We start from the raw sequence: 22,143 nt of genomic DNA, 5'->3' as shown, positions 1-22,143 counted from the left end.
AGGATTCCTTGATCAGTCAGTACGTGGCTGACTGTTCTTATCGGTCAGGGTCTTGTCGTCGCTGATGGCAATGTGTGCGCCGTTGTCCAGTTTGATCTGGCCGGCCGTGACCACTTGTTCGCCGCTCTGCACGCCTTTGTTGATCATCACCAGACCATCACGGCGTTCGCCGGTTTCGATGAACCGTCGCTCGGCGATCAGGATCGGTTGGCCCTTGTCGTCTTTTTCCAGCGTGCCGTCCTCGGCTTTCTTCTGCCCAACCACGTACAGCGAGTTGCCGTACAGAGTGTAGGTGATCGCACTTTCCGGCACGACGATGTGCTTTTGCGGGTCCGGCAACATGACTTGCAGGCTGGCGAACATCCCCGGCAGCAACTTGCCATCCGGGTTGGCCAGCGTGGCGCGGACCAGGATGTTGCGGGTGCTGTTCTCGACCTTCGGGTTGATCGCGCTGATGGTGCCGGGGAAGTTCTGCGTCGGGTAGGCCGAGACGAAGACCTGCACCGGTTGGCCAAGAGCGATCTTCGGCACCGATTGCTCGGGCAGGAAGAAGTCGACATAGAGGCTGCTGAGGTCTTGCAGGGTGGCGATCATCGTGCCGCTGGCGAGATAGTCGCCGACGTCCACCTGACGAATGCCGATGGTGCCACTGAAGGGCGCGAGGATGCGTTTCTTGGCCAGGGACGCCTTGAGTTGATTGACCGTCGCCTTGTTCTTTTGCAGTTGCGCCGAGAGCCGGTCGTACTCACCTTTGGAAATGGCTCGGCTGTCGACCAATTGACTGCCCCGGCCGAAATCCAGCTGTGCCAGCCCGAGGTCAGCCTGGGCGGTTTCCAGCAGGGCGCTCTCCACGGCGCTGTCCAATTGCAGCAGCGGTTGCCCGGCCTTGACCTTCTGTCCGGACTCGAACATCAGGTCTTTGACGGTGCCGGAAATCTCCAGGCTCAGGTTCACCCCTTGCAATGCCTTGAGCGTGCCGACGGTGGGCAGGCGCATTTGCCACGGCTGTTCGGCGGCCGTGGCCACGGCGACACTGATGGGCGGTTTCGGCTTGGCGAAACCCTGGATCATCGTGTAAATCGAAAAGGCCTTGTAACCGCCCAGGGCCAGCACGATCAGCAACACAACACCCAACATGATCAGCATGCGGCGACGCAGCATATTTCCACTTCCTTGGAGAAAATCAGGCGAGACAGGCGGGAACATTACTCCGAGTAGGAAGGGGAATCCAACTGTAGCCGCTGGCGTAGCCTGCGTTCGGCGGCGCAGCCGTCGTAAATCCATTCACCGCGGGTTGCCTGACACATCGCGTTGTCGGACATCACGACGGCTTCGCCGCCGAACGCAGGCTTCGCCAGCTGCTACACAAGACCTGTTCAGATCAGATGCAGATGGTTATCCCAAAGCCCCGCCGGCAGCTCCAGCGGTTTTGCAACAAGATCTGTCTGACGGCAATCGTAATACCGGCAACGCCCCTGGCCCGAGGTCACGACAAACCCGTCGGCCACCGCACCGACCCCGGCGCAATCCGGCAGCGGCGCATCCAGGCGCACTTCGCCGCTGTCCAGGTCCCAGATGAAAAAGCGATTGCCGCGCGGCGCGGTCAACGCGACCAACCGCAGTTCGCTGTGCACCGCGACGCTGGCGGTGTAGTGCCCCATGGCTTGCAACTGATGCTCAGGCACCGGGAACGCCACGAACGGCTGGCCCGGACGCTTGATGGCCAGCAACTCCGACGACTCTTGGGACGGCCCCATGAACTGCTGGCTGGCGAGGATCGTGCCGTCGCTGGCAATCCCGAGATGGCGCACGCTGTTCATCTGTTGGGCGAGGGTTTCCTTGCTCAACAAGGTGCCGTCGCGCTGCATCATCACCAGGCTCGGTTCCATGGCGTTGAGGTTCATCTCGACCCGGCTTTCGGCCTCGGTGCGAATCCCGCCGTTGGCCACCACCAGGGTTTCACCATCGGGCATCCACGACACCTGATGCGGACCGACGCCATGGGTAGGAATTTCGCCGCTGTGGATAAGTCGCTCGCCTTCGAACTTATACACACCCAGCAAGCCTCGGCCCGGATCAGACGTGTCGTTCTCGGTGGCGTACAAGAACTCACCATCCTTGTGAATCACCGCGTGCCCGTAGAAATGCCGGTTCGGCTGCGACGTCACGGTTTGCAGCAGCGTGCCGTCGCGCAGGTCGATCAGGTAACTCTCGGTACCGGGGCGCCTGGCGACAAACAGCGCAATCGCCAGCGTCGGGTGATTGATGATGTCGTGGCAGCGCTGGCCGACCTGGGTGGTGAACACCCGGGTGCCGTCCAGCCGATAGCCGACGGCGTAGTGCTTGCCGTCGGTATCGTCCCGCGCCGACAGCAGCAGCGAGCTCTGATCCTTGCGTTTGAACAGCGTCCAGCCGCCCAGTGTCACTGCTCCCAGCAGCAAACTACCTAAAGTCAGAGCCTGACGTCGCAGCATGGCACTCGCCCTCATCAGTCACCGTCGTTGGCGTTGAAGCCCAGTTGGATGCCCAGCGCCTTGGCCAGCTCGCCTTCGTGCAGGCGATGGACGACGTTGAGGCTGTCGTAGATATCGTTGAGTTGCTGGCGACCGGCATCGTCGTTGAGCATTTCGGTCAGCGAGCGCTGGTTGCTGGCGAACAGCTTGAGCGAGGCAGCGTAGGCGGCGTCGATCTTGTCGGCCAACGGTTTCTGATCGCTCGGCAACAGACCGCGCAGGCCTTTGTTATCGACCCCGACCCAGACGGTTTGCGCGGCGGCCAGGCTGGCTTCCAAACCAAGCAGCGACGACTGGCTGCGCCACGCGTCAGCCTGGAACGGCTGTGGAATGCCTTTGGTCTGGCGCCCCATCGGCGTGCCGAGTTTTTTCTTCAGGGTGTCCAGCGCCGTGACCTGTACCCGCAGCAGATCGGCGATCGCTTCGTGGGAATCGGCGTAACGCTGGTTCGGGAATTTGCTCATCTGCGCGAGCATGCCGTCGTTGGTGTTCCAGCGCGACAGGATCTCTTCGGCCAATTGCTTCTGGCGTTCGCCGATGGCGGTCAGCAGCGGGCAATACTTGGCTTTCTGAGTGGCGTCGGCCATGTCGATCTTGCTGTCGAACAGAATGTATTCGTAGGCCGACAGGCCCTGAACCACCACGCTCGATTTGGCCAGGGCCGCGGCATCGATCTGCGGCTGTGCGGTGACCAGTTGCTCGACTTGACGGCCGACCAGGTTTTTCTTGTCCGGCCAGAATTGCACCTGCCACGCACGGTTGCCCTCGGCCAGTGGCCCGATCAGCAACGGTTGCAGCTGTGCCCAGGCTTTCTGCGCGTGCAGGAAGTCTTTACGAGCGGTGTCGAGGTCTTCCTTGCCTTGGCAGTAGGCGAGGGCGCTGACGGCCAGTTGACGATCGGCTTCGACCCAACGGCTGTAGGTCGGCAGGATCACTTGTTTGGCGATGGCCGCCGAGGTGACGGCTTGCGGATCTTGCGGCGAACAGGCGCCCAGAGCGAGCGCTGCAAGGCTGGTGAACAACAATTTGGGACGGAACATGTCGGGCTCCCGATTCTTTTATAAAGCGCTTAGAGAGAATTCAAAAACGCCAGCAACGCAGCGCGCTGCTCGGCATTGAAAGACAAAACCTGTTGCTGTGCCGCGTTCGCTTCGCCGCCATGCCAGAGCACGGCTTCAAGCAGGTTGCGCGCGCGGCCATCGTGCAAAAACTGGGTGTGGCCGCTGACCGCTTGCGTCAAGCCAATGCCCCACAACGGTGGGGTGCGCCAGTCGCGGCCACTGGCCTGGAATTCCGTACGGTTATCCGCCAGGCCGTCACCCATGTCGTGCAGCAGCAGATCGCTGTAGGGTCGAATCACTTGATTGGCCAGTTCAGGTTCGGCGGCGTTGGCGGTGGTGGTGTATTTCGGCGTGTGGCAGGACTGGCATCCCGCCTGGAAAAACAGATTCTTGCCCGCCAGCACTTGCGGCGCGTTTATGTCGCGGCGAGCGGGCACGGCGAGATTACGGCTGTAGAACAGCACCAGACGCAGAATGTTGTCGCTGACTTCCGGCTCGCCATTGGGGCCATTGCCGTTGGGCGCTTGCTTGCAGGCGGTTTGCGCCTCGGTGCAGTCATCGAAGGGCCGCAGGCTGGTGGTCAGGCCCATGTCCCCCGAGAACGCGTGAACATTCTGTTGATTGAGGTTGGGCTGCCCGGCCTTCCAGCCAAAGCGGCCGAGGACGGTTTTCTGTTGGGCGTCATCCCAGACCTGGTTCGGGCGTCCGGCGATGCCGTTCTTTTCTTTGGCCTGGGCCTCGGCATTGGCCAGGATCGCTGCGTCGGGGATCGCTTCGAGCAGGCCCAGGCCGATCATCGGCGGTGCAACCCGCGCCGAAAATCGTGTGTCCGGGTGCATCGGACCGTAGCCCAGTTGGGTGATCTGTAAGGTCGGTTTGCGCAGCTCGACTTCAGTGCCGTCCTTGAAGCGAATCGGCACCGGCGTGTAGTCGACCCGCACCTTGCCTTCCGGCGCGACGCCGGGCACTGACATGTCCTGCAACTGGCCGCCGTAGACTGGTTCCGGGACCACGCCGATGTGCTCGATGACCTTGGCATAGGCCGGCGCATCGGGGATCGACAGGCGTACCAGCATCGACACCGCATTATTGGCGTCCGGCGTCGGCGGATGACCGCGACCGTCCTTGATGTGGCAGTTCTGGCAGGCGTTGGTGTTGAGCAAGGGGCCGAGGCCATCCCGGGCGGTGGTGGTCGACGGGGCGATCACCCAAGGGCTGCGGAAGAAACTGTTGCCGACACTGAAATCCACCCGCCGTGACGGCGGCAGATTGGCGGAGGGCAGGGAAAACGCGTTCTGATCGGTCTTGCGCACCGTCGCGCTGCCACCGGACCGCGCTTCACCGGGCTCGGCCTTGGTAAAACGCGGGACGTCATCGCAGGCACTCAGGCCCAGGGCCATGAACAGGGTGCACCAACGAAGAGGCAATGACGGCATCAGGTTTCCTGAAAGACGAGCAAAACAAGGGCGCAAAGTCTAACAGGGCAGGGGAAATTGAATAAGAGGAATTATCGTTTGGTTGATGTGGGACAGTTTTATCTACACACCATAATGCCCCTGTGGGAATGCAATCCAATGTGGGAGCGGGCTTGTTCGCGAAAGCGGTGTGTCAGTCGCCAGCAATGTTGGATGTGAGGACGTTTTCGCGATCAAGCCCGCTCCCACAATTTGCTCGGTGTGATGCCCGATTTTGTGCCCGCCATCAATCCCCTGTGGGAGCGAGCTTGCTCGCGAAAGCGGTGTATCAGTCACCAAAAATGTTGGATGTGATGCCGTCTTCGCGAGCAAGCCCGCTCCCACAGGGATTGTGTTCAGGGCATGAAAAAGGCGACCGGAAGGTCGCCTGATTCAGTCACTCAGCCAGCGTTGATCAGAATTCGTGATCAGCGTTGTCCGGGTTCAGGTCGCTGATGCCCAGTTTGCCAGCGGCTTGTTCGATCGAGCCGGTCTGCTTGACCAGCGACGCGATGGCGTCACGGACGATCTGGTTGCCTGCGGTGTTGCCAGCGGCGATCAATTGGTCGTAGTGCTCACCCTTGTTGGCGTGATCGACCATGACCTGGATCTTGGCTTCGGTCGCGGCCAGGTCGGCTTTCAGGGCGGTGTCGGCAGCCGGGTCGGCCTTGGCCACCAGGGACGACAGGCTTGCGCCGGTCATTTTGGTGCCGTCGACACGGGTGTATTCGCCCAGGTACACGTTACGCACGCCTTTGGCATCGTAGAAGTGCGAGTTGTGGGTGTTGTCGCTGAAGCAATCCTGTTCGTCTTCCGGGGAGTTGGCTTCCAGGGAAACCTTCATGCGCTCGCCCGCCAGTTCGCCCAGGGACAGACTGCCCATGCCGAACAGCATTTTGCGCAGGCCGGTTTCGGCCGGCTCGGCTTCCAGGGTGGCGCGGTAGTTGTCGGCCACGTTCGGCTTCCAGTTACCGACCATTTCTTCCAGGTCGCTGACCAGCAGTTGGGTCACGGACTTCAGGTAAGCGCGGCGACGATCGTTGTGACCGCCAGTCGCGCCTTTGCCTTCCAGGTAGTCGGAAGCAGGACGGTTGCCGGCGCCAGGGCCGGTGCCGTTCAGGTCCTGGCCCCACAGCAGGAATTCGATGGCGTGGTAGCCGGTGGCGACGTTGGCTTCGGCACCGCCCAGCTCGTTCAGGCTGGCGAGTTTTTCCGGGGTGATGTCTTTGACATCGACCTTGTCTTCGCCGACCTGGACTTCGGTGTTGGCGATGATGTTGGCGGTGGCGCCCGGGTTACCCAGTGCGTGTTCGTAGGACTTGTCGACGTAGTCGATCAGGCCTTCGTCCAGTGGCCAGGCGTTCACCTGACCTTCCCAGTCGTCGATGATGGTGTTGCCGAAGCGGAACACTTCGCTCTGCAGGTAAGGAACGCGAGCAGCGACCCAGGCAGCCTTGGCGGCTTTCAGGGTGTCGGCGTTCGGCTTGGCGAGGAAGGCATCGACGGCAGTTTGCAGGGTCTTCGCGGTAGATTCGGCATCGCTGTAAACGGCGAAGACCATGTCGGCGTAATGCGCGACCACGGCTTTGGCGGCGGCTTCGTCGACTTTGCCGGCGGCGGCTGGCGCAGCAGCCGGGGCCGCAGCAGTGGTGCTGGCGGCCGGCGCAGGCGTTGGCGCAGCGGCGGTCTTGTCTTTGCCTTCGCCGCAACCGGCGAGGGAAATAGCGATGGCCAACAGACTGGCGGTAGCCAGAGGCATACGAATCATGGCGAACATCCTGCTTCGATAGGGGGTGGAATGGCGCTGTGGGCGCGCAAAACTGCGACATAATGCAAATCTTTCGCATTATGTGTAAAGGGTTGTGCTTGGAAATATTTCGTATTTAGCGGTTGTGGTGCCGCAGATCAAAAGATCGCAGCCCTGTAGCAGCTGGCGCAGCCTGCGTTCGGCGGCGAAGCCGTCGCAAATTCAGGCCGTGCGGTCTGCCTGACACACCGAGGTACATGATTTTACGACTGCTGCGCAGCCGAACGCAGGCTTCGCCAGCTGCTACATAGCTCCTGTATCAGAGGATGGCTGCGTTACTGCGCTGGGCTTGCTTTAAATAAGCGCTCAACTCCCGAGCCGGCAGTGGTTTGCTGTAGTGGTAACCCTGACCTTCGTGGCAGCCCTCGGAAATGATGTAGGCCTCTTGCTCGGCGGTTTCCACGCCCTCGGCAATCACCTGCATGCCCAAACTCTTGCCCAGTTGGATGATGGCCCGGACGATGGTCGCATCGTCGTCGTCATCGAGCAGGTCCTGGACGAAGCTCTTGTCGATCTTGATCTTGTCCAGGGGCAGGCTTTTCAGATAACTCAGCGACGAATAGCCGGTGCCGAAGTCGTCGATGGCGATCAGCGCACCGGAGCGCCGCAGGCTCAGCAAATGTTGGGCGGCGGTGCTGATGTCTTCCATCAGGCCGGTTTCGGTGACTTCCAGCTCCAGGCTGCGGGGCGGCAGGCGGTAGATTTGCAGCAGGTTGTTGACCACCCGTGGCAATTCGGCGTGGTGCAGTTGCACGGTGGACAGGTTCACCGCCATGCGCAAATCGGCGAAACCCTGGTCATGCCACTCGCGCAACTGCTTGCAGGCCTGATCCAGTACCCACTCGCCGATGGCAATGATGGTGCCGTTCTGCTCGGCCAGCGGGATAAACAGGTCTGGCGGAACCAGCCCGTGTTCGGGGTGCTGCCAGCGAATCAAGGCCTCGACGCCGACCACGCGGTGATCGCGGTAGCTGATCTGCGGCTGATAGACGAGGTAAAACTGATCACGGATCAAGGCGTCGCGCAGGTCTTTTTCCAGTTCGCGGCGTCGGCGCATCTCGCTGTCCACACTTGCGATGTAGAACTGATAGCGGTTGCGCGAACGAGTCTTGGCCAGGGTCATGGTCTGCTCGGCTTTTTGCAGCAGTTTTTCGGTGCTGTCACCGTCCTCGGGGAACAGGGTGATGCCGATGGTGGCGCGCAGGCGGATTTCCTGATGATCGAGGGCAAACGCCGCTTCCAGGTCATCGAGAATGCTTTGGGCCAGTTCGGCGGCTTCGTAAGGTTGTTCGATGTCGGCCTGGACCAGCGCAAACTGATCGCCACCGAGGCGGGCGAGGGCGCCGAGGCGACCGCTGTGGGCGCGCAGGCGATCGGCCAGGGCCAGCAACAATTGGTCGCCGGTCTGGTAGCTGAACTGTTCGTTGATGCCCTTGAAATCATCGAGGCCGACGACCAGAACTGCGACCCGACGCTGCAACTTGCCGGCGTCCACCAGGATCTTGTCCAGTTGTTGTTGCAATTGCTGTCGGTTCGGCAGGCCGGTGAGGAAATCGTACTGGGCCATGCGCAGCAGGCTGTTTTCTGCTTCGTGGCGCAAATGGGTGTTGCGCTCGATGGATTCGAGCAACTGGTTGGCGGTGTTGATCCAGATTCCCAGTTCGTTCTTTTCGTGGCCCTTGAGCTGCGGAATCTTGTGTTCGCTGGGGCGGTCGGGGTTGATTTCGGTCAGGTGTTCGATGATCCGCGACAGCGGCTTGGTCAGCAGCCAGTGGTAAACCAGGTACAGCACCAGGCCCATGGCGAGGGCGCGCAACACTCCGGAAATGAAGATGATCACCGAGCTGACGATGAAGCCCTGGCCATACGTGGCGGTGTCGAGGGTGATGCTCAGGTCGCCGTAATACTCGCTGTAGGGCCCACGACCCACCAGTTGGGTGGTGAACGTGCGTTCCTGGCCGAGGATCAGGTCGGTCAGCCAGCGGCTGTTGGAGTGCTGCAACTCGCGGGATTTCTGCGCGAGCATGGCTTCATTCGGATGGCCGATGGAGGCCTGGCGCACGGCGTCGTCCTGGAACAGGCCTTCGATCACCTGCATGCCCATTTCCCGGTCCAGGCTGTAGACGGCCTGGGTCGAGGGGTCACGGAACATGTCGAGGATGCGTTGGGCATCGCCGGCCACGGCCTGGCGTGTTTTATAGGCATCGAAAACGATCTGCGCGCAGCTCAAGACCACGCCGACGATCAATGCCGACAGGAGCACGACCCGGAGCAACTTCACCGACAAGCTGTTCTTGAGTTCCAGCTTCAAAGGGTTATTCCTTGTTCCGTGCGGGTAGCATCAAGTTGCCATGAGTATTGGCAATCCCGTGATGGCAGTCAAAGGGACAATTCAGCTCAGGGGATTTTGCCTGCAGCTTGGCCAATATGCTGTTGTTTTGAGTATTTGTCCTAGTTGTACTGTGTCGGTAGTTTTGGCCTTCAACTTGAGGGGGATCGGGACTATTTTTCCTTTGGGTTGATGTTAGTCCGCTGTGGCGTTGGGGCAAGGGGGTGTTTGCTTGTTTCATCGTAGGAAAATGCGATTGGGCGGGTGGGCCTTGGCGGCCTTTGGGCCGACCATGCTCTTGGTGTTTGTGTACATATCCGTTGCTGCGGTAACGGCGGCTTATGGTTTCGCTCTTACAGCGAGTCCCTTTTGGCAAACGCCCCAAAAGGAACCAAAAGGTCTCGCCCCGGCGTCCGGCCCCTCGCTTGGGCTCGGCGTTCCCTCGCTCCGGTCCTGCTCCGTGGGCCCGCCGCCATCGGCCATCCATGGCCGGGGGCGGCTAGCCCGGCATCCATGCCGGGCTGCCCACTACGCAGAACCTCCACTCGGCCTCCCGAAGGGGCGGGTAGATCAAAAGCAGGCGAGCTAACGCTCGGCCTAATGAGTGGGGAGAAGCGCGCCGCTCTGCTCCCGCTTTTTGTAGGAGCGAGGCTTGCCCGCGAAGGCGTCCTGAAAGCCGACCCATTGTTATCGGATGTACTGCGCTCTGTAGGAGCTGCCGAAGGCTGCGATCTTTTGATCTTGATCTTGATTTTTATTCGGGCCGTTGAAGATCAACGTCAAAAGATCGCAGCTTTCGGCAGCTCCTACGGGGTGTTTAATGGTGGTGGAAAATATCAGAACCTTCCCACGAGGTTTTCAGGTTGCCCGTAGGAAGCGGGTTCAATAACCTTTTGGGTGTCGCGGAAAAATTCTGCGACCGGGTGTGAGATCCCCAGACTAAGCAATTGGAAACCAGTGCTCGGCCCTCCATAATTGCCGGCAGCTTGAGGCTGTAAGCAACGTTTATGGCGGCTGTGTGCGGGCGGACTTCGGTCCGGCCGGGTTCCTTTTGCCGGTGATCTCACCCTGCACATAGCTGCCACCTCTTTCTTCGAGTGAGATCGGGAATTGATGGCGCGAACCTCAAAAGGAGATTCAAGTGGATAAATTAATCCCAGACCCACCCTACAAACCCACCCCCATGTTCAATGTCTCCCTGGACAAGAACATCGAATCCCTCCTGGCCCACGCTTGTGAGTCGTTAGCCTCGGCGAATGTCCTGGCCAGTGATTTCGCCACCTACCTGAGCGGTTCGCAGCGCAGTACGGCGCTGGCCATTGCGCAGGTCGTCATGCTGGCGCAGTTGGCGGTTAATCGGGCGTTGGATATCGTCGATCCGCAGGATTAGGCGTTCCGTCAGCTAGACCGCGTTATCGTTCTTCGCGAGCAAGCCCGCTCCCACATTGGATCTGTGTCTTGCGCAAAATCCATGAGCACCCCCAATCCCTGTGGGAGCGGGCTTGCTCGCGAAGGCGTCAGAACAGACAACAACTTTCCAGCGCCCATAAAAAAACCCGACCTAAGCCGGGTTTTTTTGACTGGTTTCGATCTTAAGCAGTGAAGGTTTTGCCTTCGAACTGCTCAGCCACGAATTTCCAATTGACCAGGTTCCAGAACGCTTCGACGTACTTCGGACGAACGTTGCGGTAGTCGATGTAGTAAGCGTGTTCCCAGACGTCGCAGGTCAGCAGCGGGGTGTCGCCGTTGGTCAGCGGGTTGCCGGCGCCGATGGTGCTGGCCAGGGCCAGGGAACCGTCAGCTTTTTTCACCAGCCAGCCCCAGCCGGAACCGAAGGTGCCGATCGAAGTTTTGCTGAATTCTTCTTTGAACTTGTCGAACGAACCGAACGAAGCGTTGATGGCTTCAGCCAGCGCGCCGGTAGGTTGACCGCCGGCGTTTGGCGCCAGGCAGTTCCAGTAGAAGGTGTGGTTCCAGACCTGAGCGGCGTTGTTGAAGATACCGCCGGAGGAAGATTTGACGATCTCTTCCAGGGTCTTGCCTTCGAACTCGGTGCCTGGCACCAGGTTGTTCAGGTTCACGACGTAGGTGTTGTGGTGCTTGTCGTGGTGGTATTCCAGTGTTTCCTTGGAAATGTGCGGCTGCAGGGCATCGTGTGCGTAGGGCAGCGGCGGCAATTCGAAAGCCATGGTGATTCTCCTAATCAGGTCAGTTGCGGTGAGCGCAAGGCCGATCACGGGCGGCCAGACAAGCGCCGGGGAGTTTGTACTCTTTGCGGCGCATCGAACCGGATCATAGCACCGGGGGTGCGGCATAACCACGCAACAACTGTGTGGAATAGAGGTTCCAGAGCCTTTTGGAATAAATCACGAACTGATAATGAGTTGGGCCGCTACGGTGAACATCATGATCGCTACCAGCAGGTCGAGAATCCGCCAAGTGCTTGGCCGTGCGAGCCATGGCGCCAGCCACGCAGCGCCCAGCGCCAGGGTGAAAAACCACAACAACGAAGCACTCGCCGCACCGACGACATAGGCGCCCGGCTCGGTCTGTTGTGCGCCGAGGGAACCGATCAGCAACACCGTATCCAGATAAACGTGCGGGTTCAGCAGCGTTACCGCCAAGGCACTGAGCATCACTGCCCGCAGCGAGCGCACGGTCTGGTTTTCGCCTTGTTGCAGGCTCTGTTTCGAGCAGGCCCGACGTAATGCCTGGCTGCCGTACCAAATCAGGAATACCGCACCACCCCAGCGGGCCACCGCCAGCAGCGTCGGATTATGCGCCAGCACCGTCGCCAGACCGAACACGCCTGCGGCCACCAGCAGCGCATCGCAAACGACGCACAGCGCCGCCACCGGCAAGTGATGCTCACGGCGCAGACTTTGCGCCAGCACAAACGCATTCTGCGTACCGATCGCCATGATCAGCCCCGCCGCGACCAACAGGCCGTTTACATAGCTTTGCCACATGATTGTCTACTCCGCGTTGGCTGCCAGGTCCCGCAGCACTTGCATCGCCCGTTCGGCATCGGCCTGCCCGACAAACAAATGATCGTGGTAGTAGCCGGCGATCACGTTGCAGCTGATCCCGGCTTTGCCCAATGCGGTGGCGAACGCGGCGGTCAGGCCGACGGCTTCGAGGGCTGAGTGCACGTTCAAGGTGATCCATGCGGCGACGTAGTCGAAGCTGAAACCAGCCTGTTCGGCGTGGGACTTTTCCAGAATGACCGTCAGGCCTTCATGCTCGCGAAAGCTGCCGATGATCTCCAGCCCCGCCGGCAGCGTGCCGTCGGGCAGGGTGCAGAACACGAATTCCCCGGCGTTGAGTTGCGGGCTCATGCTGCGCAGCAGGGTTGCCAATGAAGTTTCGCCAGCCATGTCAGTGTTCCTTGTGAAAGAGTTCTTGCTGGCCATTCTCCGGGGCTTCGCTGTATAAGAAAAACCAATAGTGCTGATCGCTCATTAGGAAAACTGATGTTCGACTATAAATTACTTTCTGCCTTGGCCGCCGTGGTCGAGCAGGCCGGATTCGAACGTGCCGCCCAGGTGCTGGGTTTGTCGCAATCGGCGATTTCCCAGCGCATCAAGTTGCTGGAGGCGCGGGTCGGCCAACCGGTGTTGGTGCGGGCCACGCCGCCAGCGCCGACGGAAATCGGTCGGCGTTTGCTCAACCATGTGCAGCAGGTGCGCTTGCTGGAGCGGGATTTGCTGACACTGGTGCCGGCGCTGGACGAAGAGGGCCTGCCGGAACGCCTGCGCATTGCTCTCAATGCCGACAGCCTCGCCACGTGGTGGGCCGAGGCGGTGGGGGATTTTTGCGCCGAGCAACACCTGTTGATGGACTTGGTGGTGGAAGACCAGACCGTAGGCCTCAAACGCATGCGCGCCGGGGAAGTGGCGGCGTGTGTCTGTGCCAGCGAACGCCCGGTGGCCGGGGCCCGCAGCGTGTTGCTGGGCGCCATGCGCTACCGGGCGCTGGCCAGCCCGGCATTCATTGCCCGGCATTTTCCGGACGGGGTACGCGCCGAGTTATTGCCGCGCACGCCAGCGCTGGTGTTTGGCCCGGACGATTTCCTACAGCATCGCTACCTCGCTTCCTTGGGCGTGGGCGGCGGTTTCGAGCACCATTTATGCCCATCGTCCGAAGGCTTTATCCGCCTCACGGAAGCCGGGCTCGGTTGGGGGCTGGTGCCGGAATTGCAGGTGCGCGAACAACTGCAACGCGGTGTTTTGGTGGAGCTTTTGCCAGATAAGCCGATCGATGTGCCGCTGTACTGGCATCATTGGCGCAATGGCGGTCAGTTGCTGGGGTTGCTGACTGACCAATTGGTACGTTCGTCGAAGCAATGGCTGGTGCCTTCGGCACAGTTGTAAGCGTCAAGCTGCAAGCTGCAAGCTGCAAGTGAAGTGTTGCGGTGTGTTTTTATCTTGCGGCTTGAAGCTTGGAGCTCGCAGCTGTTTTTTGGAGCTTTACATGAAAATTCTGGTCACCGGCGCAAGCGGCTTCATTGGCGGGCGCTTTGCGCGTTTCGCCCTGGAGCAGGGCCTGGACGTGCGGGTCAACGGTCGCCGGGCCGAGGGTGTCGAGCACCTGGTGCGCCGAGGCGCTGAATTTATCCAGGGTGACTTGAGTGACCCGGAACTGGTGCGCGACCTGTGCTCGGACGTCGAAGCCGTGGTGCATTGCGCCGGCGCCGTCGGGTTGTGGGGACGTTATCAGGACTTCCATCAGGGCAACGTTCAGGTCACCGAAAACGTGGTCGAGGCCTGCCTGAAGCAACGGGTTCGGCGTTTGGTGCATTTGTCGTCGCCGTCGATCTACTTCGATGGCCGCGATCACCTGGGCCTGACCGAAGAGCAAGTGCCCAAGCGCTTCAAGCATCACTACGCGGCGACCAAGTTTCTCGCCGAGCAAAAGGTCTTCGGCGCTCAGGAGTTCGGCCTCGAAACCATTGCCCTGCGCCCGCGTTTCGTGACCGGTGCCGGCGACATGAGCATCTTCCCGCGCCTGCTGAAGATGCAGCGCAAGGGGCGTCTGGCGATTGTCGGCAACGGCCTGAACAAGGTCGATTTCACCAGCATGCACAACCTCAACGAAGCGTTGCTCAGCAGTTTGCTGGCCGGCGGTTCGGCGCTGGGCAAGGCCTACAACATCAGCAACGGTACGCCGGTGCCGTTGTGGGATGTGGTGAATTACGTGATGCGCAAAATGGACGTCCCACAGGTCACGCGCTACCGGTCCTACGGCCTGGCCTACAGCGTCGCGGCGCTCAATGAAGGGATGTGCAAGCTGTGGCCGGGGCGTCCCGAGCCGACCCTGTCGCGCCTGGGCATGCAGGTGATGAACAAAAATTTCACGTTGGACATCAGCCGCGCCCGGCATTATCTGGACTACGATCCGAAAGTCAGTCTGTGGGCCGCCCTCGATGAGTTCTGCGGTTGGTGGAAGGCTCAGGATATTCGCTGATTGGCGTAGGACCTGTCGCGATACTGAACCGAGTGTGGGGTTGAGGGTCAACCCATGCGGCAGTGGGGGTTATACTTCGCCGCACACAGCCATCACCGCGTTTCACAAAGGTTGCCTCAATGTCCATGCGTAACGATGCCAACGACGACTTCGACGATGTACCGAGCCTGCGTGCCGACCCCCTCGATGACGACGATTTCCCGCCGACCGCTCGCACCACCGTGCATTCGCGGCCGGTACCCGCGGTCAAAGTCAAAAGCGCCAGCACCGGCCCGTTGTGGGCATTGGTCGGCGCCTTGTTCTTCGCCTTCGCGGGTTTGGCCTGGTGGAGCTTCCAGCAGATCTCGCTGATGGAGCAGCAATTGGTGGCGACCCAGGAAAGTTTCGCGCGGATCAGTGAGGAAGCAGCGGGGCGCTTGCAGGACATTTCCGGCAAGGTTGTGGCCAGTCAGTCCAATGTCAGCAGTGACAGCGAAGCGTTGAAACTGCAGATCAAACAACTGGAAAGCAAACTCCAGGATCAGAGCCAGGCCCAGCAAGGCGTGGTCGGCCAGACCAGCGAACTGGACAAGCGCCTGGCGCAAATGACCGCGCAGACCACCGCGCAAACCGCAGCCAACACGCAGTTGCAGACTCAGGTCAAAACCCTGAGCGATGAACTGACGGCCCTGAAAAACGCCCCGGCCGACACCAGCAAAGTCGACGCCGAGCTGAAAAGCCTCAACGCCGACATCGCGGCGCTGAAGAAACAGGGCAATCCGACGGCGGCGATCGATCGTCTGGAGCAGGAAATCGTCGTGCTCAAAAGTGAGCAGGACAACCGTCCGGCGGCCGTCACGCCAAACCCGACCAACACCGCCGAGTTCGACGCCTTCCGCGCCCAGACCACCCGCAACCTCAATACCCTGCAAGCGCAGATCCAGAACCTGCAACAACAGATCAACGCCCGGGCGAAATAGCCCGGCATACCTTGTGTAGCAGCTGGCGAAGCCTGCGTTCGGCGGCGAAGCCGTCGTAAATCCATACAACGCGGTTTGCATGACACACCGCGTCGTCTGATCTCTCGACGGCTTCGCCGCCGAACGCAGGCTTCGCCAGCCGCTACGAGGTTCGTGAATACCTATACATATCCCCAACCCGTCTACGCTCTTGAAACATCAACAAGAACGAGGGATGCGCTATGGGGGTTATGCACAAGCTGGCGTGGCTGGTGGGGATGCTGTTACTGAGTCTGGGCCAGGTTCAGGCAGCGACGGCAGCGACGGCAGCGACGGCAGCGAAGGATGACAGTCAGGCCGCCCGGGTCTTGCTGGAAAAAGCCCTGGCGTACTACCACGACAACGGCGACAAGGCGTTCGCGGCGTTCAGCCGTCAGGGCGAGTTTGTCGACAAGGACCGTTACGTATTCGTGGTCGACACCAAAGGCGTGATGCTCGCCAGCGGTGGGCCGTCCTCGGCATTGATCGGGCGCGACGTGTCCGAGACGCTGCCGCCGGATTTGCAGAAAGCCTTCAAGGACGCCCTGAAAGTGCCGGAAGGCAACGGCATCCAGCAAGCCGAATACCGCTGGCAGAACTGGGCCGACGGCAAGGTCGAACGCAAGCACGTGTTCTATCAGCGCATCGGCCAGCGGATTCTGGCGGTCGGTTACTACCTGCCGCGAGCGTCGGCGCAGCAAGCCCAGGCACTGCTCGATAAAGCCGCGGCTGACCTGGCCAAGGACGAGAAGGGCACGCTGACGGCGATCAACTCGCTCAAGGGCGGGTACTTGCAGGACGATTTATATGTGTTCGTGGTGGACCTGGATAACCAGCGCTACGTCGCCCACGGCACCAATCTGCGGCTGATCAATACCGACTTCGGCAAGGTCAACGACCCGGAAGGCAAACCGGTGGGCGAGCCGATTCTGGCGTTGATGGGCAAGCAGGATCAGGGCGAGTATGAATATCGGTGGAAGAACCCGGTGACCGGCAAGGTCGAGGACAAGCATGCGTGCCTGAAGAAGGTTGGGCATTTTCTGGTGGCTGTGGGGTATTACAGCCCTTGAAGATCAAAAGATCGCAGCCTTCGGCAGCTCCTACAGGGAAATGCGTACTCCTGTAGGAGCTGCCGAAGGCTGCGATCTTTTGCTTTTAGCGAACCTTATCTTCACGCCCGCGCAACACCTTATTCGGCATCGCAATCGCCGCCGCCAGCCCCAGCAACGACACCGCCGCGCTGACCATCAGCAAATGCCGGAACGTCAACAGCAGCTCCGCCCGCAAGGCATTCTGCGCATCCCCCGGCGCGGCGTTCAAACCGTCCAGCAACACATTCCCCGAATGCCCCTCGCCCACCAGTGCCGAGCCGCTCAAGTGGGCGAAACTCGAATCCTGTAACAGCGCCAGCAACAGCGCCGACATCAACGCCACCCCCACCGCGCCTCCCAGCGAGCGGAACAGGTTGGTGGTGCTGGTGGCGACGCCGATGTCCCGTTGTTCCACCGAATTCTGTGTGCCCACCAACGACGTCGGAAACTGCATGCCGCTGGCGATGCCGCTGAGCAACATAAACAGGCTGCTCATCAACAAGTCCTGAGGCGCACTGAACGCCATGCCGAGAATCGAGAGCGGCATCAACAGCGCGCCGGTCAGGATCATCGGCTTGTAGCGCCCGGTCACCGAGGTGCGGCGCCCGGCGAAATAGGCACCAATCGGCAAACCGATCGCCAGAGGCAACAGGTGCAACGCGGCGCTGTCAGCCCCGGCGCCGGTGACGCTCTGGAAGCGCAACGGCATCAGCACGATCAGCGAAATGGCCTGGAAACTGGTGAAGAAAATCGTGCACCAGCAATAGATCGCATTGCGGTTGGCGAACAAATGCATCGGCAGCAACGGCTCCCGCGCCCGTCGCTCATGCCAGACGAACACCGCCAATACCAACACCGCGCAAGCGAGCAAACCCAACACTTCGGCACTACGCCACGAATGACCCTGACCCACCTGAGTGATACCGAGCAACAGCGCGGTCAAGCCGATGATCATCAGCACCGTGCCGAGGTAATCGATGATCGGCTTGCGTTGCGGCACCGGCAGCCCGACCAGCGTGCGATTGGCCACCAGCCACGCGCCCAGGCCCAGTGGCAGGTTGATCAGAAACACCCAGCGCCACGACAGATATTCGGTCATGTAACCGCCGAGCACCGGCCCGGCCACGCTGGCCACCGCGTACATGCTGCTGAAGTAGCCCTGATAACGACCGCGCTCCCGGGGCGGGACGATGTCGCCGATGATCGCCTGGCTGACCGAAATCATCCCGCCGGCGCCGATGCCCTGGATGATCCGCGCCAGCACCAGTTGCTCCATGCTCTGGGCCATGCCGCAAAAGAACGACGCAACGGTGAACAGCCCCATGCCGAACAGCATCAACTTGCGCCGACCGTACAGATCGCCGAGCTTGCCGTAGATCGGCACCGCCACGGTCATCGCCACCATGTAGCCGGAAATCACCCAGGCCAACAGGCTGACGTCTTTGAACTGCGCGGAAATGGCCGGCATCGACACGGCCACGATGGTCTGGTCCAGCGCGCCGAGAAAGATCGCCAGCATCAGGGCGATCAACACACTGCGGATGGCCGGTTTGGGCGTTTCAGGCTGGTTCAGATTGGTCACGGGTAAAACCTGCGGGCAGTGATTGTCCCGCAAGAGGCACGGCGAGCGGGTTAGTGCTCGCCAGTGTAAGTCGGTAGCAGGCTATTCGATAGCCTCGTATGGAAGTCCGACGTAATTTTCTGCAATGGTTTTTCGGCCGGCCTCGGAGTTGACGAAGTAGTCCAGCTCCGAAGCGCTGATGCGCTGGCTGAAGGCATCATGCTCGTCGAAGCGGTGCAGCATCGAGGTCATCCACCAAGAAAACCGCTCGGCTTTCCAGACCCGGCGCAGGCAGATTTCCGAGTATTTCTCCAGCAAGTCAACGCGCCCTTCGCGGTAGACCTTCAGCAAAATATTGAACAGCGTGCTGACATCGCTGGCCGCCAGGTTCAAGCCTTTGGCGCCGGTGGGGGGGACTATATGTGCGGCGTCACCGACCAGGAACATCCGCCCGTACTGCATCGGTTCCACCACAAAACTGCGCAGCGGCGCGATGCTTTTTTCGATGGACGGCCCGGTGACCAGTTTGCCTGCCAAGGCTTGGGGCAAACGGGATTTGAGTTCATCCCAGAAACGCTGATCGGACCAATCCTCGACCTGTTCCTCGGCCGGCACTTGCAGGTAATAGCGGGTGCGGGTCGCCGAACGCATGCTGCACAGGGCAAAACCGCGTTCATGGCGGGCGTAGACCAGCTCTTCGTGGACCGGCGGGGTGTCGGCCAGAATTCCCAACCAGCCGAACGGATAAACCCGCTCGAAGACTTTCAGGCACTCGGTGGGAATCGACTGCCGCGCCACACCATGGAAACCGTCGCACCCGGCGATGTAGTCGCAATCGAGGCGCCAGGTTTCGCCATCCTTGTCGAACGTGACGAAAGCTTCGTCGCTTTTCATGCCGTGGGGAACGACATTGCTCGCTTGATAAATCGTCTGTGCACCCGCGTCCCGACGGGCGGCCATCAGGTCGCGGGTGACTTCGGTCTGACCGTAGATCATCACGGTTTTGCCGCCAGTCAGGGCTTGCAGATCGATGTGCACCTGACGACCATCGAGGGCCAGGTCGAAGCCGCCATGCACCAACCCTTCGGCGTCCATGCGCTGACCCACGCCAGCCTGGCGCAGCAGCTCTACCATGCCTTGTTCGAGCACGCCGGCGCGGATTCGGCCGAGTACATAATCGGGTGTCTGGCGTTCGAGAATGACCGTGTCGATGCCGGCGTTGTGCAGCAATTGGCCGAGCAATAAACCGGATGGACCGGCGCCGATGATGGCGATTTGGGTTTTCAGCGTTTTCATTGTTTTTATGACTCGCAAGCTTCACGCGACCAGGGCCGGTGAATAATTTTTATGGATCGAGTGCTTGCATTTTTCCCTTGCGAGTCTGTCAATTGAAGGTGAAAACTGAGCCGATACCTGTACATTCTGCCAATCGGTGCGATTATCGCCCCGTCTACCACGAGGCCTGGATTGAAGTGATGAACAAGCCTGACCTGTCTTCGATTCCGGTGTTCAAGCTCTACGGTGAAAGCCTGGACTGGCCGACCCCCGACTTGCTGCACTGTGAAACCATTTCCAAACGCAGCCGCGAACATCAATGGGAAATCAAACCCCACCGCCACGCTGATTTGTGCCAATTACTCTTCGTCTTCAAAGGTCAGGCAGAGCTTGAAATCGAAGGGAAACGCACGCAACTGACCGAGCCGGCGATGCTGATCCTGCCGCCACTGTCGGTGCACGGTTATCGCTTTTCCGAGGACGTCGAAGGGTTTGTCGTGACCCTCGCCGCGCCGCTGGTGGCGCATTTGCAGTCACAACTGGGCAACTCGGTGAACACCCTCGCCCAGGCCGAAAGCTATCCGGCGGGCAAGGACAGCGAGTACCTCAACAGTCTGTTCGCCGCGCTGCAAAACGAATACACCGGCCACCAACCAGCCCGGGAAATGCTCATGCATTCCCTGGTCAGCGTGATCATGGTCTGGGTCAGCCGTCAGGTGATCCAGCGCCGCAGCGCCAGTCAGCGACCGCAGCGCGCCCGGGAATACCTCAACGGTTTTATTCAACTGGTGGAAGAGACTTACCGCCAGCACGTCAAGGTCGAAGACCTGGCCCATCGGCTGGGGATTTCGGTGTCGCACCTCAACGGCACGTGCCGAGAACTGGCGGGACAACCGGCGTTGCAGATCATGCACGAGCGGCAGTTGCTGGAAGCCAAGCGCCTGCTGACCTACACCAGCATGACCATTTATGAAATGTCCGACGTGTTGGGGTTTTCCGATCCGACCAACTTCACGCGCCTGTTCCGACGCCGGGTGGGGATCTCGCCCAAGGCCTTCCGCGACCGCTTGAAGGCCGATCAGGACAACGAGGCCTGACACGCCGCGTTAGCGCAGGGCGTTGAGGGTCGCGTTGTGGGGAATGCAGCGCTCGTAGTTGCAGCTCGCGTATTCGCGGGGCAGTTGCCGCAACTGCTCGACCCGCCAGGCCGCGGTGCCATACAGCGCCAGCGTCGCCGCGCAGGTGACGAAAATGGCGAGGTATCTTCTTGTTTTGATGTTCATGGCGTTGACCTCTGAACGAATACCCTTGGGTACTTACATTCAGCATAGGTCAGCGCTCATGAGTTGCCACTGATGTGGCTTTCGCATGTCACCCGCTATTCAAAACACTGATAAACCCCTGTGGGAGCGAGCTTGCTCGCGAAGGCGATTATTCATTCAACACTGATGTTGACTGATCCATCGCTTTCGCGAGCAGGCTCGCTCCCACATGATCTACTTCAAAGTCCGATATCCCACGCGGGTTCCTCGGGGAATCTGAGCACCAGGAAATCCAGCATGCTGCGCATCGTCGCCGGCATGTGCTTGCGGGAGGCGTAGACCGCGTACATGTTCATCTGCCGGGGTTCGGCGTGTGCCAGCAGGCGGATCAGTTCGCCGCTGTGGATGTGCACGCCGGCCTGGTAGCTGGGCAGCATCGCCACCCCGGCGCCGGCCATGGTCGCGCGCAGCAGGGTGCTGGCCTCGTTGGCGCTGATGTTGCCCTGTACCGGCACCGACACCTGCTCGCCATCCTGTTCGAAATGCCAGAGGCTTTTGCCGAAGTAGGAGTGCGTCAGGCAGTTGTGCTGGCTCAAGTCCTCGACCCGTTGCGGCGTCGGATGTTCTTCCAGGTAAGCGGGGGAGGCGCAGATTACCGAGCGGCACACCGTCAACCGGCGGGCGATCAGGTTCGGGTCGAGGTCGTTGCTGGTGCGGATCGCCAGGTCGATGCGTTCGTCCACCAGGTTCACCGTGCGGTCGATCATCTGCATGTCGATGCTGACACCGGGGTAGCGCTTGACGTAGTCGGCCATGGCGTCCGCCAGTTGCGCCTGGCCGAACGACGTGCTGACGCTGATTCGCAGCAGGCCACGGGGCGCCTCGTCCGGTTCGCTGATGGCGGCCTGCATGTCAGTGGTCAGGTCGAGCATCTGCCGGCAGCGCGGCAAAATTTCGCTGCCCGCTGCCGTCAGGCTCAACTTGCGCGTGGTGCGATGCATCAGCCGGGCGCCGACCCAATCTTCCAATTCCGCCAGATAGCGCGAGACCACCGGCCGCGACAGGTCCAGGTGATCGGCCGCCGCCGACTGGCTGCCGAGGTCCACTACCGCGACGAACACCTGCATTGCTTGAAGCCGATCCATGATTTGCCCACTTTTAGAAACAAACTATGTTCCAGCATCGCATTTTTTGTACCGAGTCTGGCAACTAAGCTCTGTTCCCTGTAGGCGCTTGTAGGAGCTGTCGAGTGAAACGAGGCTGCGATCTTTTGATCTTTCGCTTCAGATTCAAGTGAGCCTGGAAAGATCGCAGCCTCGTTTCTCTCGTCAGCTCCTACGCCCTACG

At 60.5% G+C, this 22,143-nt stretch carries 19 protein-coding genes; 6 read left to right on the top strand and 13 right to left on the bottom strand.

Features of this window, described 5'->3' with window-relative positions:
- Positions 1 to 12 precede the first annotated feature (12 nt).
- From HB680_RS10090 to HB680_RS10065, 6 genes are all read right to left on the bottom strand, one after another.
- Positions 13 to 1,161 carry an efflux RND transporter periplasmic adaptor subunit gene (locus tag HB680_RS10090; RefSeq protein ID WP_213938335.1) on the bottom strand — a complete coding sequence of 383 codons (1,149 nt, stop codon included), beginning with the start codon at positions 1,159 to 1,161 and terminating at the stop codon, positions 13 to 15.
- Between the two features lie 215 nt (positions 1,162 to 1,376).
- Complete coding sequence (locus tag HB680_RS10085) at positions 1,377 to 2,474, bottom strand: DUF1513 domain-containing protein (protein WP_213938334.1); 1,098 nt, start codon at positions 2,472 to 2,474, stop codon at positions 1,377 to 1,379.
- A gap of 14 nt (positions 2,475 to 2,488) precedes the next feature.
- Entirely contained in the window at positions 2,489 to 3,553 is a 1,065-nt protein-coding gene (locus HB680_RS10080) for an imelysin family protein (RefSeq protein WP_213938333.1), read from the bottom strand.
- Positions 3,554 to 3,582: 29 nt separating this feature from the next.
- A complete protein-coding gene (locus HB680_RS10075; protein ID WP_213938332.1) occupies positions 3,583 to 5,010 on the bottom strand; it encodes a di-heme oxidoredictase family protein in 1,428 nt (475 codons plus the stop codon).
- A 433-nt stretch (positions 5,011 to 5,443) separates the two neighbouring features.
- Positions 5,444 to 6,796 (bottom strand): imelysin family protein, encoded by a 1,353-nt coding sequence (locus HB680_RS10070; RefSeq protein WP_213938331.1) that lies wholly within the window; start codon positions 6,794 to 6,796, stop codon positions 5,444 to 5,446.
- Between the two features lie 298 nt (positions 6,797 to 7,094).
- Entirely contained in the window at positions 7,095 to 9,146 is a 2,052-nt protein-coding gene (locus HB680_RS10065; protein ID WP_213938330.1) for a bifunctional diguanylate cyclase/phosphodiesterase, read from the bottom strand.
- Between the two features lie 1,159 nt (positions 9,147 to 10,305).
- Here HB680_RS10065 and HB680_RS10060 point away from each other — a divergent pair.
- The gene (locus HB680_RS10060; RefSeq protein WP_213938329.1) at positions 10,306 to 10,554 is read left to right on the top strand and encodes a DUF6124 family protein; all 249 of its coding nucleotides are present in this window, start codon (positions 10,306 to 10,308) and stop codon (positions 10,552 to 10,554) included.
- A gap of 202 nt (positions 10,555 to 10,756) precedes the next feature.
- Here HB680_RS10060 and HB680_RS10055 read toward each other — a convergent pair whose 3' ends face one another.
- The 3 genes from HB680_RS10055 to HB680_RS10045 all read right to left on the bottom strand — a co-directional run bounded on the left by HB680_RS10055 (position 10,757) and on the right by HB680_RS10045 (position 12,541).
- Entirely contained in the window at positions 10,757 to 11,353 is a 597-nt protein-coding gene (locus tag HB680_RS10055) for a Fe-Mn family superoxide dismutase (protein ID WP_008034365.1), read from the bottom strand.
- A gap of 177 nt (positions 11,354 to 11,530) precedes the next feature.
- Positions 11,531 to 12,133 (bottom strand): LysE/ArgO family amino acid transporter, encoded by a 603-nt coding sequence (locus HB680_RS10050; protein WP_213938328.1) that lies wholly within the window; start codon positions 12,131 to 12,133, stop codon positions 11,531 to 11,533.
- A gap of 6 nt (positions 12,134 to 12,139) precedes the next feature.
- Positions 12,140 to 12,541, bottom strand: coding sequence for an ACT domain-containing protein (locus tag HB680_RS10045; RefSeq protein ID WP_213938327.1), 402 nt, complete (start codon positions 12,539 to 12,541; stop codon positions 12,140 to 12,142).
- Positions 12,542 to 12,637: 96 nt separating this feature from the next.
- Here HB680_RS10045 and HB680_RS10040 point away from each other — a divergent pair, with 96 nt between their 5' ends.
- The 4 genes from HB680_RS10040 to HB680_RS10025 all read left to right on the top strand — a co-directional run bounded on the left by HB680_RS10040 (position 12,638) and on the right by HB680_RS10025 (position 16,677).
- Positions 12,638 to 13,537: a LysR family transcriptional regulator ArgP gene (locus HB680_RS10040; RefSeq protein WP_213938326.1), complete on the top strand. Its 900-nt coding sequence runs from the start codon at positions 12,638 to 12,640 to the stop codon at positions 13,535 to 13,537.
- Between the two features lie 100 nt (positions 13,538 to 13,637).
- Positions 13,638 to 14,630 (top strand): NAD-dependent epimerase/dehydratase family protein, encoded by a 993-nt coding sequence (locus HB680_RS10035; protein WP_213938325.1) that lies wholly within the window; start codon positions 13,638 to 13,640, stop codon positions 14,628 to 14,630.
- Positions 14,631 to 14,749: 119 nt separating this feature from the next.
- Entirely contained in the window at positions 14,750 to 15,589 is an 840-nt protein-coding gene (locus HB680_RS10030) for an ATPase (RefSeq protein ID WP_213938324.1), read from the top strand.
- A 221-nt stretch (positions 15,590 to 15,810) separates the two neighbouring features.
- Positions 15,811 to 16,677 carry a cache domain-containing protein gene (locus tag HB680_RS10025; RefSeq protein WP_213938323.1) on the top strand — a complete coding sequence of 289 codons (867 nt, stop codon included), beginning with the start codon at positions 15,811 to 15,813 and terminating at the stop codon, positions 16,675 to 16,677.
- Positions 16,678 to 16,762: 85 nt separating this feature from the next.
- Here the strand turns inward: HB680_RS10025 and HB680_RS10020 are convergent, their stop codons facing one another.
- Both HB680_RS10020 and pobA read right to left on the bottom strand, forming a co-directional pair.
- A complete protein-coding gene (locus tag HB680_RS10020) occupies positions 16,763 to 18,280 on the bottom strand; it encodes a DHA2 family efflux MFS transporter permease subunit (protein WP_213938322.1) in 1,518 nt (505 codons plus the stop codon).
- Positions 18,281 to 18,361: 81 nt separating this feature from the next.
- Positions 18,362 to 19,546 (bottom strand): 4-hydroxybenzoate 3-monooxygenase, encoded by a 1,185-nt coding sequence (gene pobA, locus HB680_RS10015; RefSeq protein WP_213938604.1) that lies wholly within the window; start codon positions 19,544 to 19,546, stop codon positions 18,362 to 18,364.
- Between the two features lie 188 nt (positions 19,547 to 19,734).
- On the opposite strand from pobA, the gene HB680_RS10010 reads away from it, so the two are divergent.
- On the top strand, positions 19,735 to 20,631 hold the full coding sequence (locus HB680_RS10010; protein WP_213938321.1) for a helix-turn-helix domain-containing protein: 897 nt from the start codon (positions 19,735 to 19,737) through the stop codon (positions 20,629 to 20,631).
- A gap of 9 nt (positions 20,632 to 20,640) precedes the next feature.
- Here HB680_RS10010 and HB680_RS10005 read toward each other — a convergent pair whose 3' ends face one another.
- Together HB680_RS10005 and HB680_RS10000 are read right to left on the bottom strand one after the other, a co-directional pair.
- Positions 20,641 to 20,817, bottom strand: a complete 177-nt coding sequence (locus HB680_RS10005; protein ID WP_185058301.1) for a hypothetical protein — start codon at positions 20,815 to 20,817, stop codon at positions 20,641 to 20,643.
- A gap of 218 nt (positions 20,818 to 21,035) precedes the next feature.
- On the bottom strand, positions 21,036 to 21,941 hold the full coding sequence (locus tag HB680_RS10000) for a LysR family transcriptional regulator (protein WP_213938320.1): 906 nt from the start codon (positions 21,939 to 21,941) through the stop codon (positions 21,036 to 21,038).
- Positions 21,942 to 22,143 lie beyond the last annotated feature (202 nt).

Origin of the sequence: Pseudomonas sp. dw_612 (assembly GCF_018449725.1) — a bacterium.
Classification (GTDB): domain Bacteria; phylum Pseudomonadota; class Gammaproteobacteria; order Pseudomonadales; family Pseudomonadaceae; genus Aquipseudomonas.
Note: the sequence above shows the minus strand (reverse complement) of the source record. Positions and strands in the feature narration are given on the sequence as shown.

What these genes read in the sequence shown, in the direction of transcription:
- HB680_RS10090 (WP_213938335.1), bottom strand. Translation starts at nt 1,161, where the DNA reads ATGCTGCGTCGCCGCATGCTGATCATGTTGGGTGTTGTGTTGCTGATC.
- HB680_RS10085 (WP_213938334.1), bottom strand. Translation starts at nt 2,474, where the DNA reads ATGCTGCGACGTCAGGCTCTGACTTTAGGTAGTTTGCTGCTGGGAGCA.
- HB680_RS10080 (WP_213938333.1), bottom strand. Translation starts at nt 3,553, where the DNA reads ATGTTCCGTCCCAAATTGTTGTTCACCAGCCTTGCAGCGCTCGCTCTG.
- HB680_RS10075 (WP_213938332.1), bottom strand. Translation starts at nt 5,010, where the DNA reads ATGCCGTCATTGCCTCTTCGTTGGTGCACCCTGTTCATGGCCCTGGGC.
- HB680_RS10070 (WP_213938331.1), bottom strand. Translation starts at nt 6,796, where the DNA reads ATGATTCGTATGCCTCTGGCTACCGCCAGTCTGTTGGCCATCGCTATT.
- HB680_RS10055 (WP_008034365.1), bottom strand. Translation starts at nt 11,353, where the DNA reads ATGGCTTTCGAATTGCCGCCGCTGCCCTACGCACACGATGCCCTGCAG.
- HB680_RS10050 (WP_213938328.1), bottom strand. Translation starts at nt 12,133, where the DNA reads ATGTGGCAAAGCTATGTAAACGGCCTGTTGGTCGCGGCGGGGCTGATC.
- HB680_RS10045 (WP_213938327.1), bottom strand. Translation starts at nt 12,541, where the DNA reads ATGGCTGGCGAAACTTCATTGGCAACCCTGCTGCGCAGCATGAGCCCG.
- HB680_RS10040 (WP_213938326.1), top strand. Translation starts at nt 12,638, where the DNA reads ATGTTCGACTATAAATTACTTTCTGCCTTGGCCGCCGTGGTCGAGCAG.
- HB680_RS10035 (WP_213938325.1), top strand. Translation starts at nt 13,638, where the DNA reads ATGAAAATTCTGGTCACCGGCGCAAGCGGCTTCATTGGCGGGCGCTTT.
- HB680_RS10030 (WP_213938324.1), top strand. Translation starts at nt 14,750, where the DNA reads ATGTCCATGCGTAACGATGCCAACGACGACTTCGACGATGTACCGAGC.
- HB680_RS10025 (WP_213938323.1), top strand. Translation starts at nt 15,811, where the DNA reads ATGGGGGTTATGCACAAGCTGGCGTGGCTGGTGGGGATGCTGTTACTG.
- HB680_RS10010 (WP_213938321.1), top strand. Translation starts at nt 19,735, where the DNA reads ATGAACAAGCCTGACCTGTCTTCGATTCCGGTGTTCAAGCTCTACGGT.
- HB680_RS10005 (WP_185058301.1), bottom strand. Translation starts at nt 20,817, where the DNA reads ATGAACATCAAAACAAGAAGATACCTCGCCATTTTCGTCACCTGCGCG.
- HB680_RS10000 (WP_213938320.1), bottom strand. Translation starts at nt 21,941, where the DNA reads ATGGATCGGCTTCAAGCAATGCAGGTGTTCGTCGCGGTAGTGGACCTC.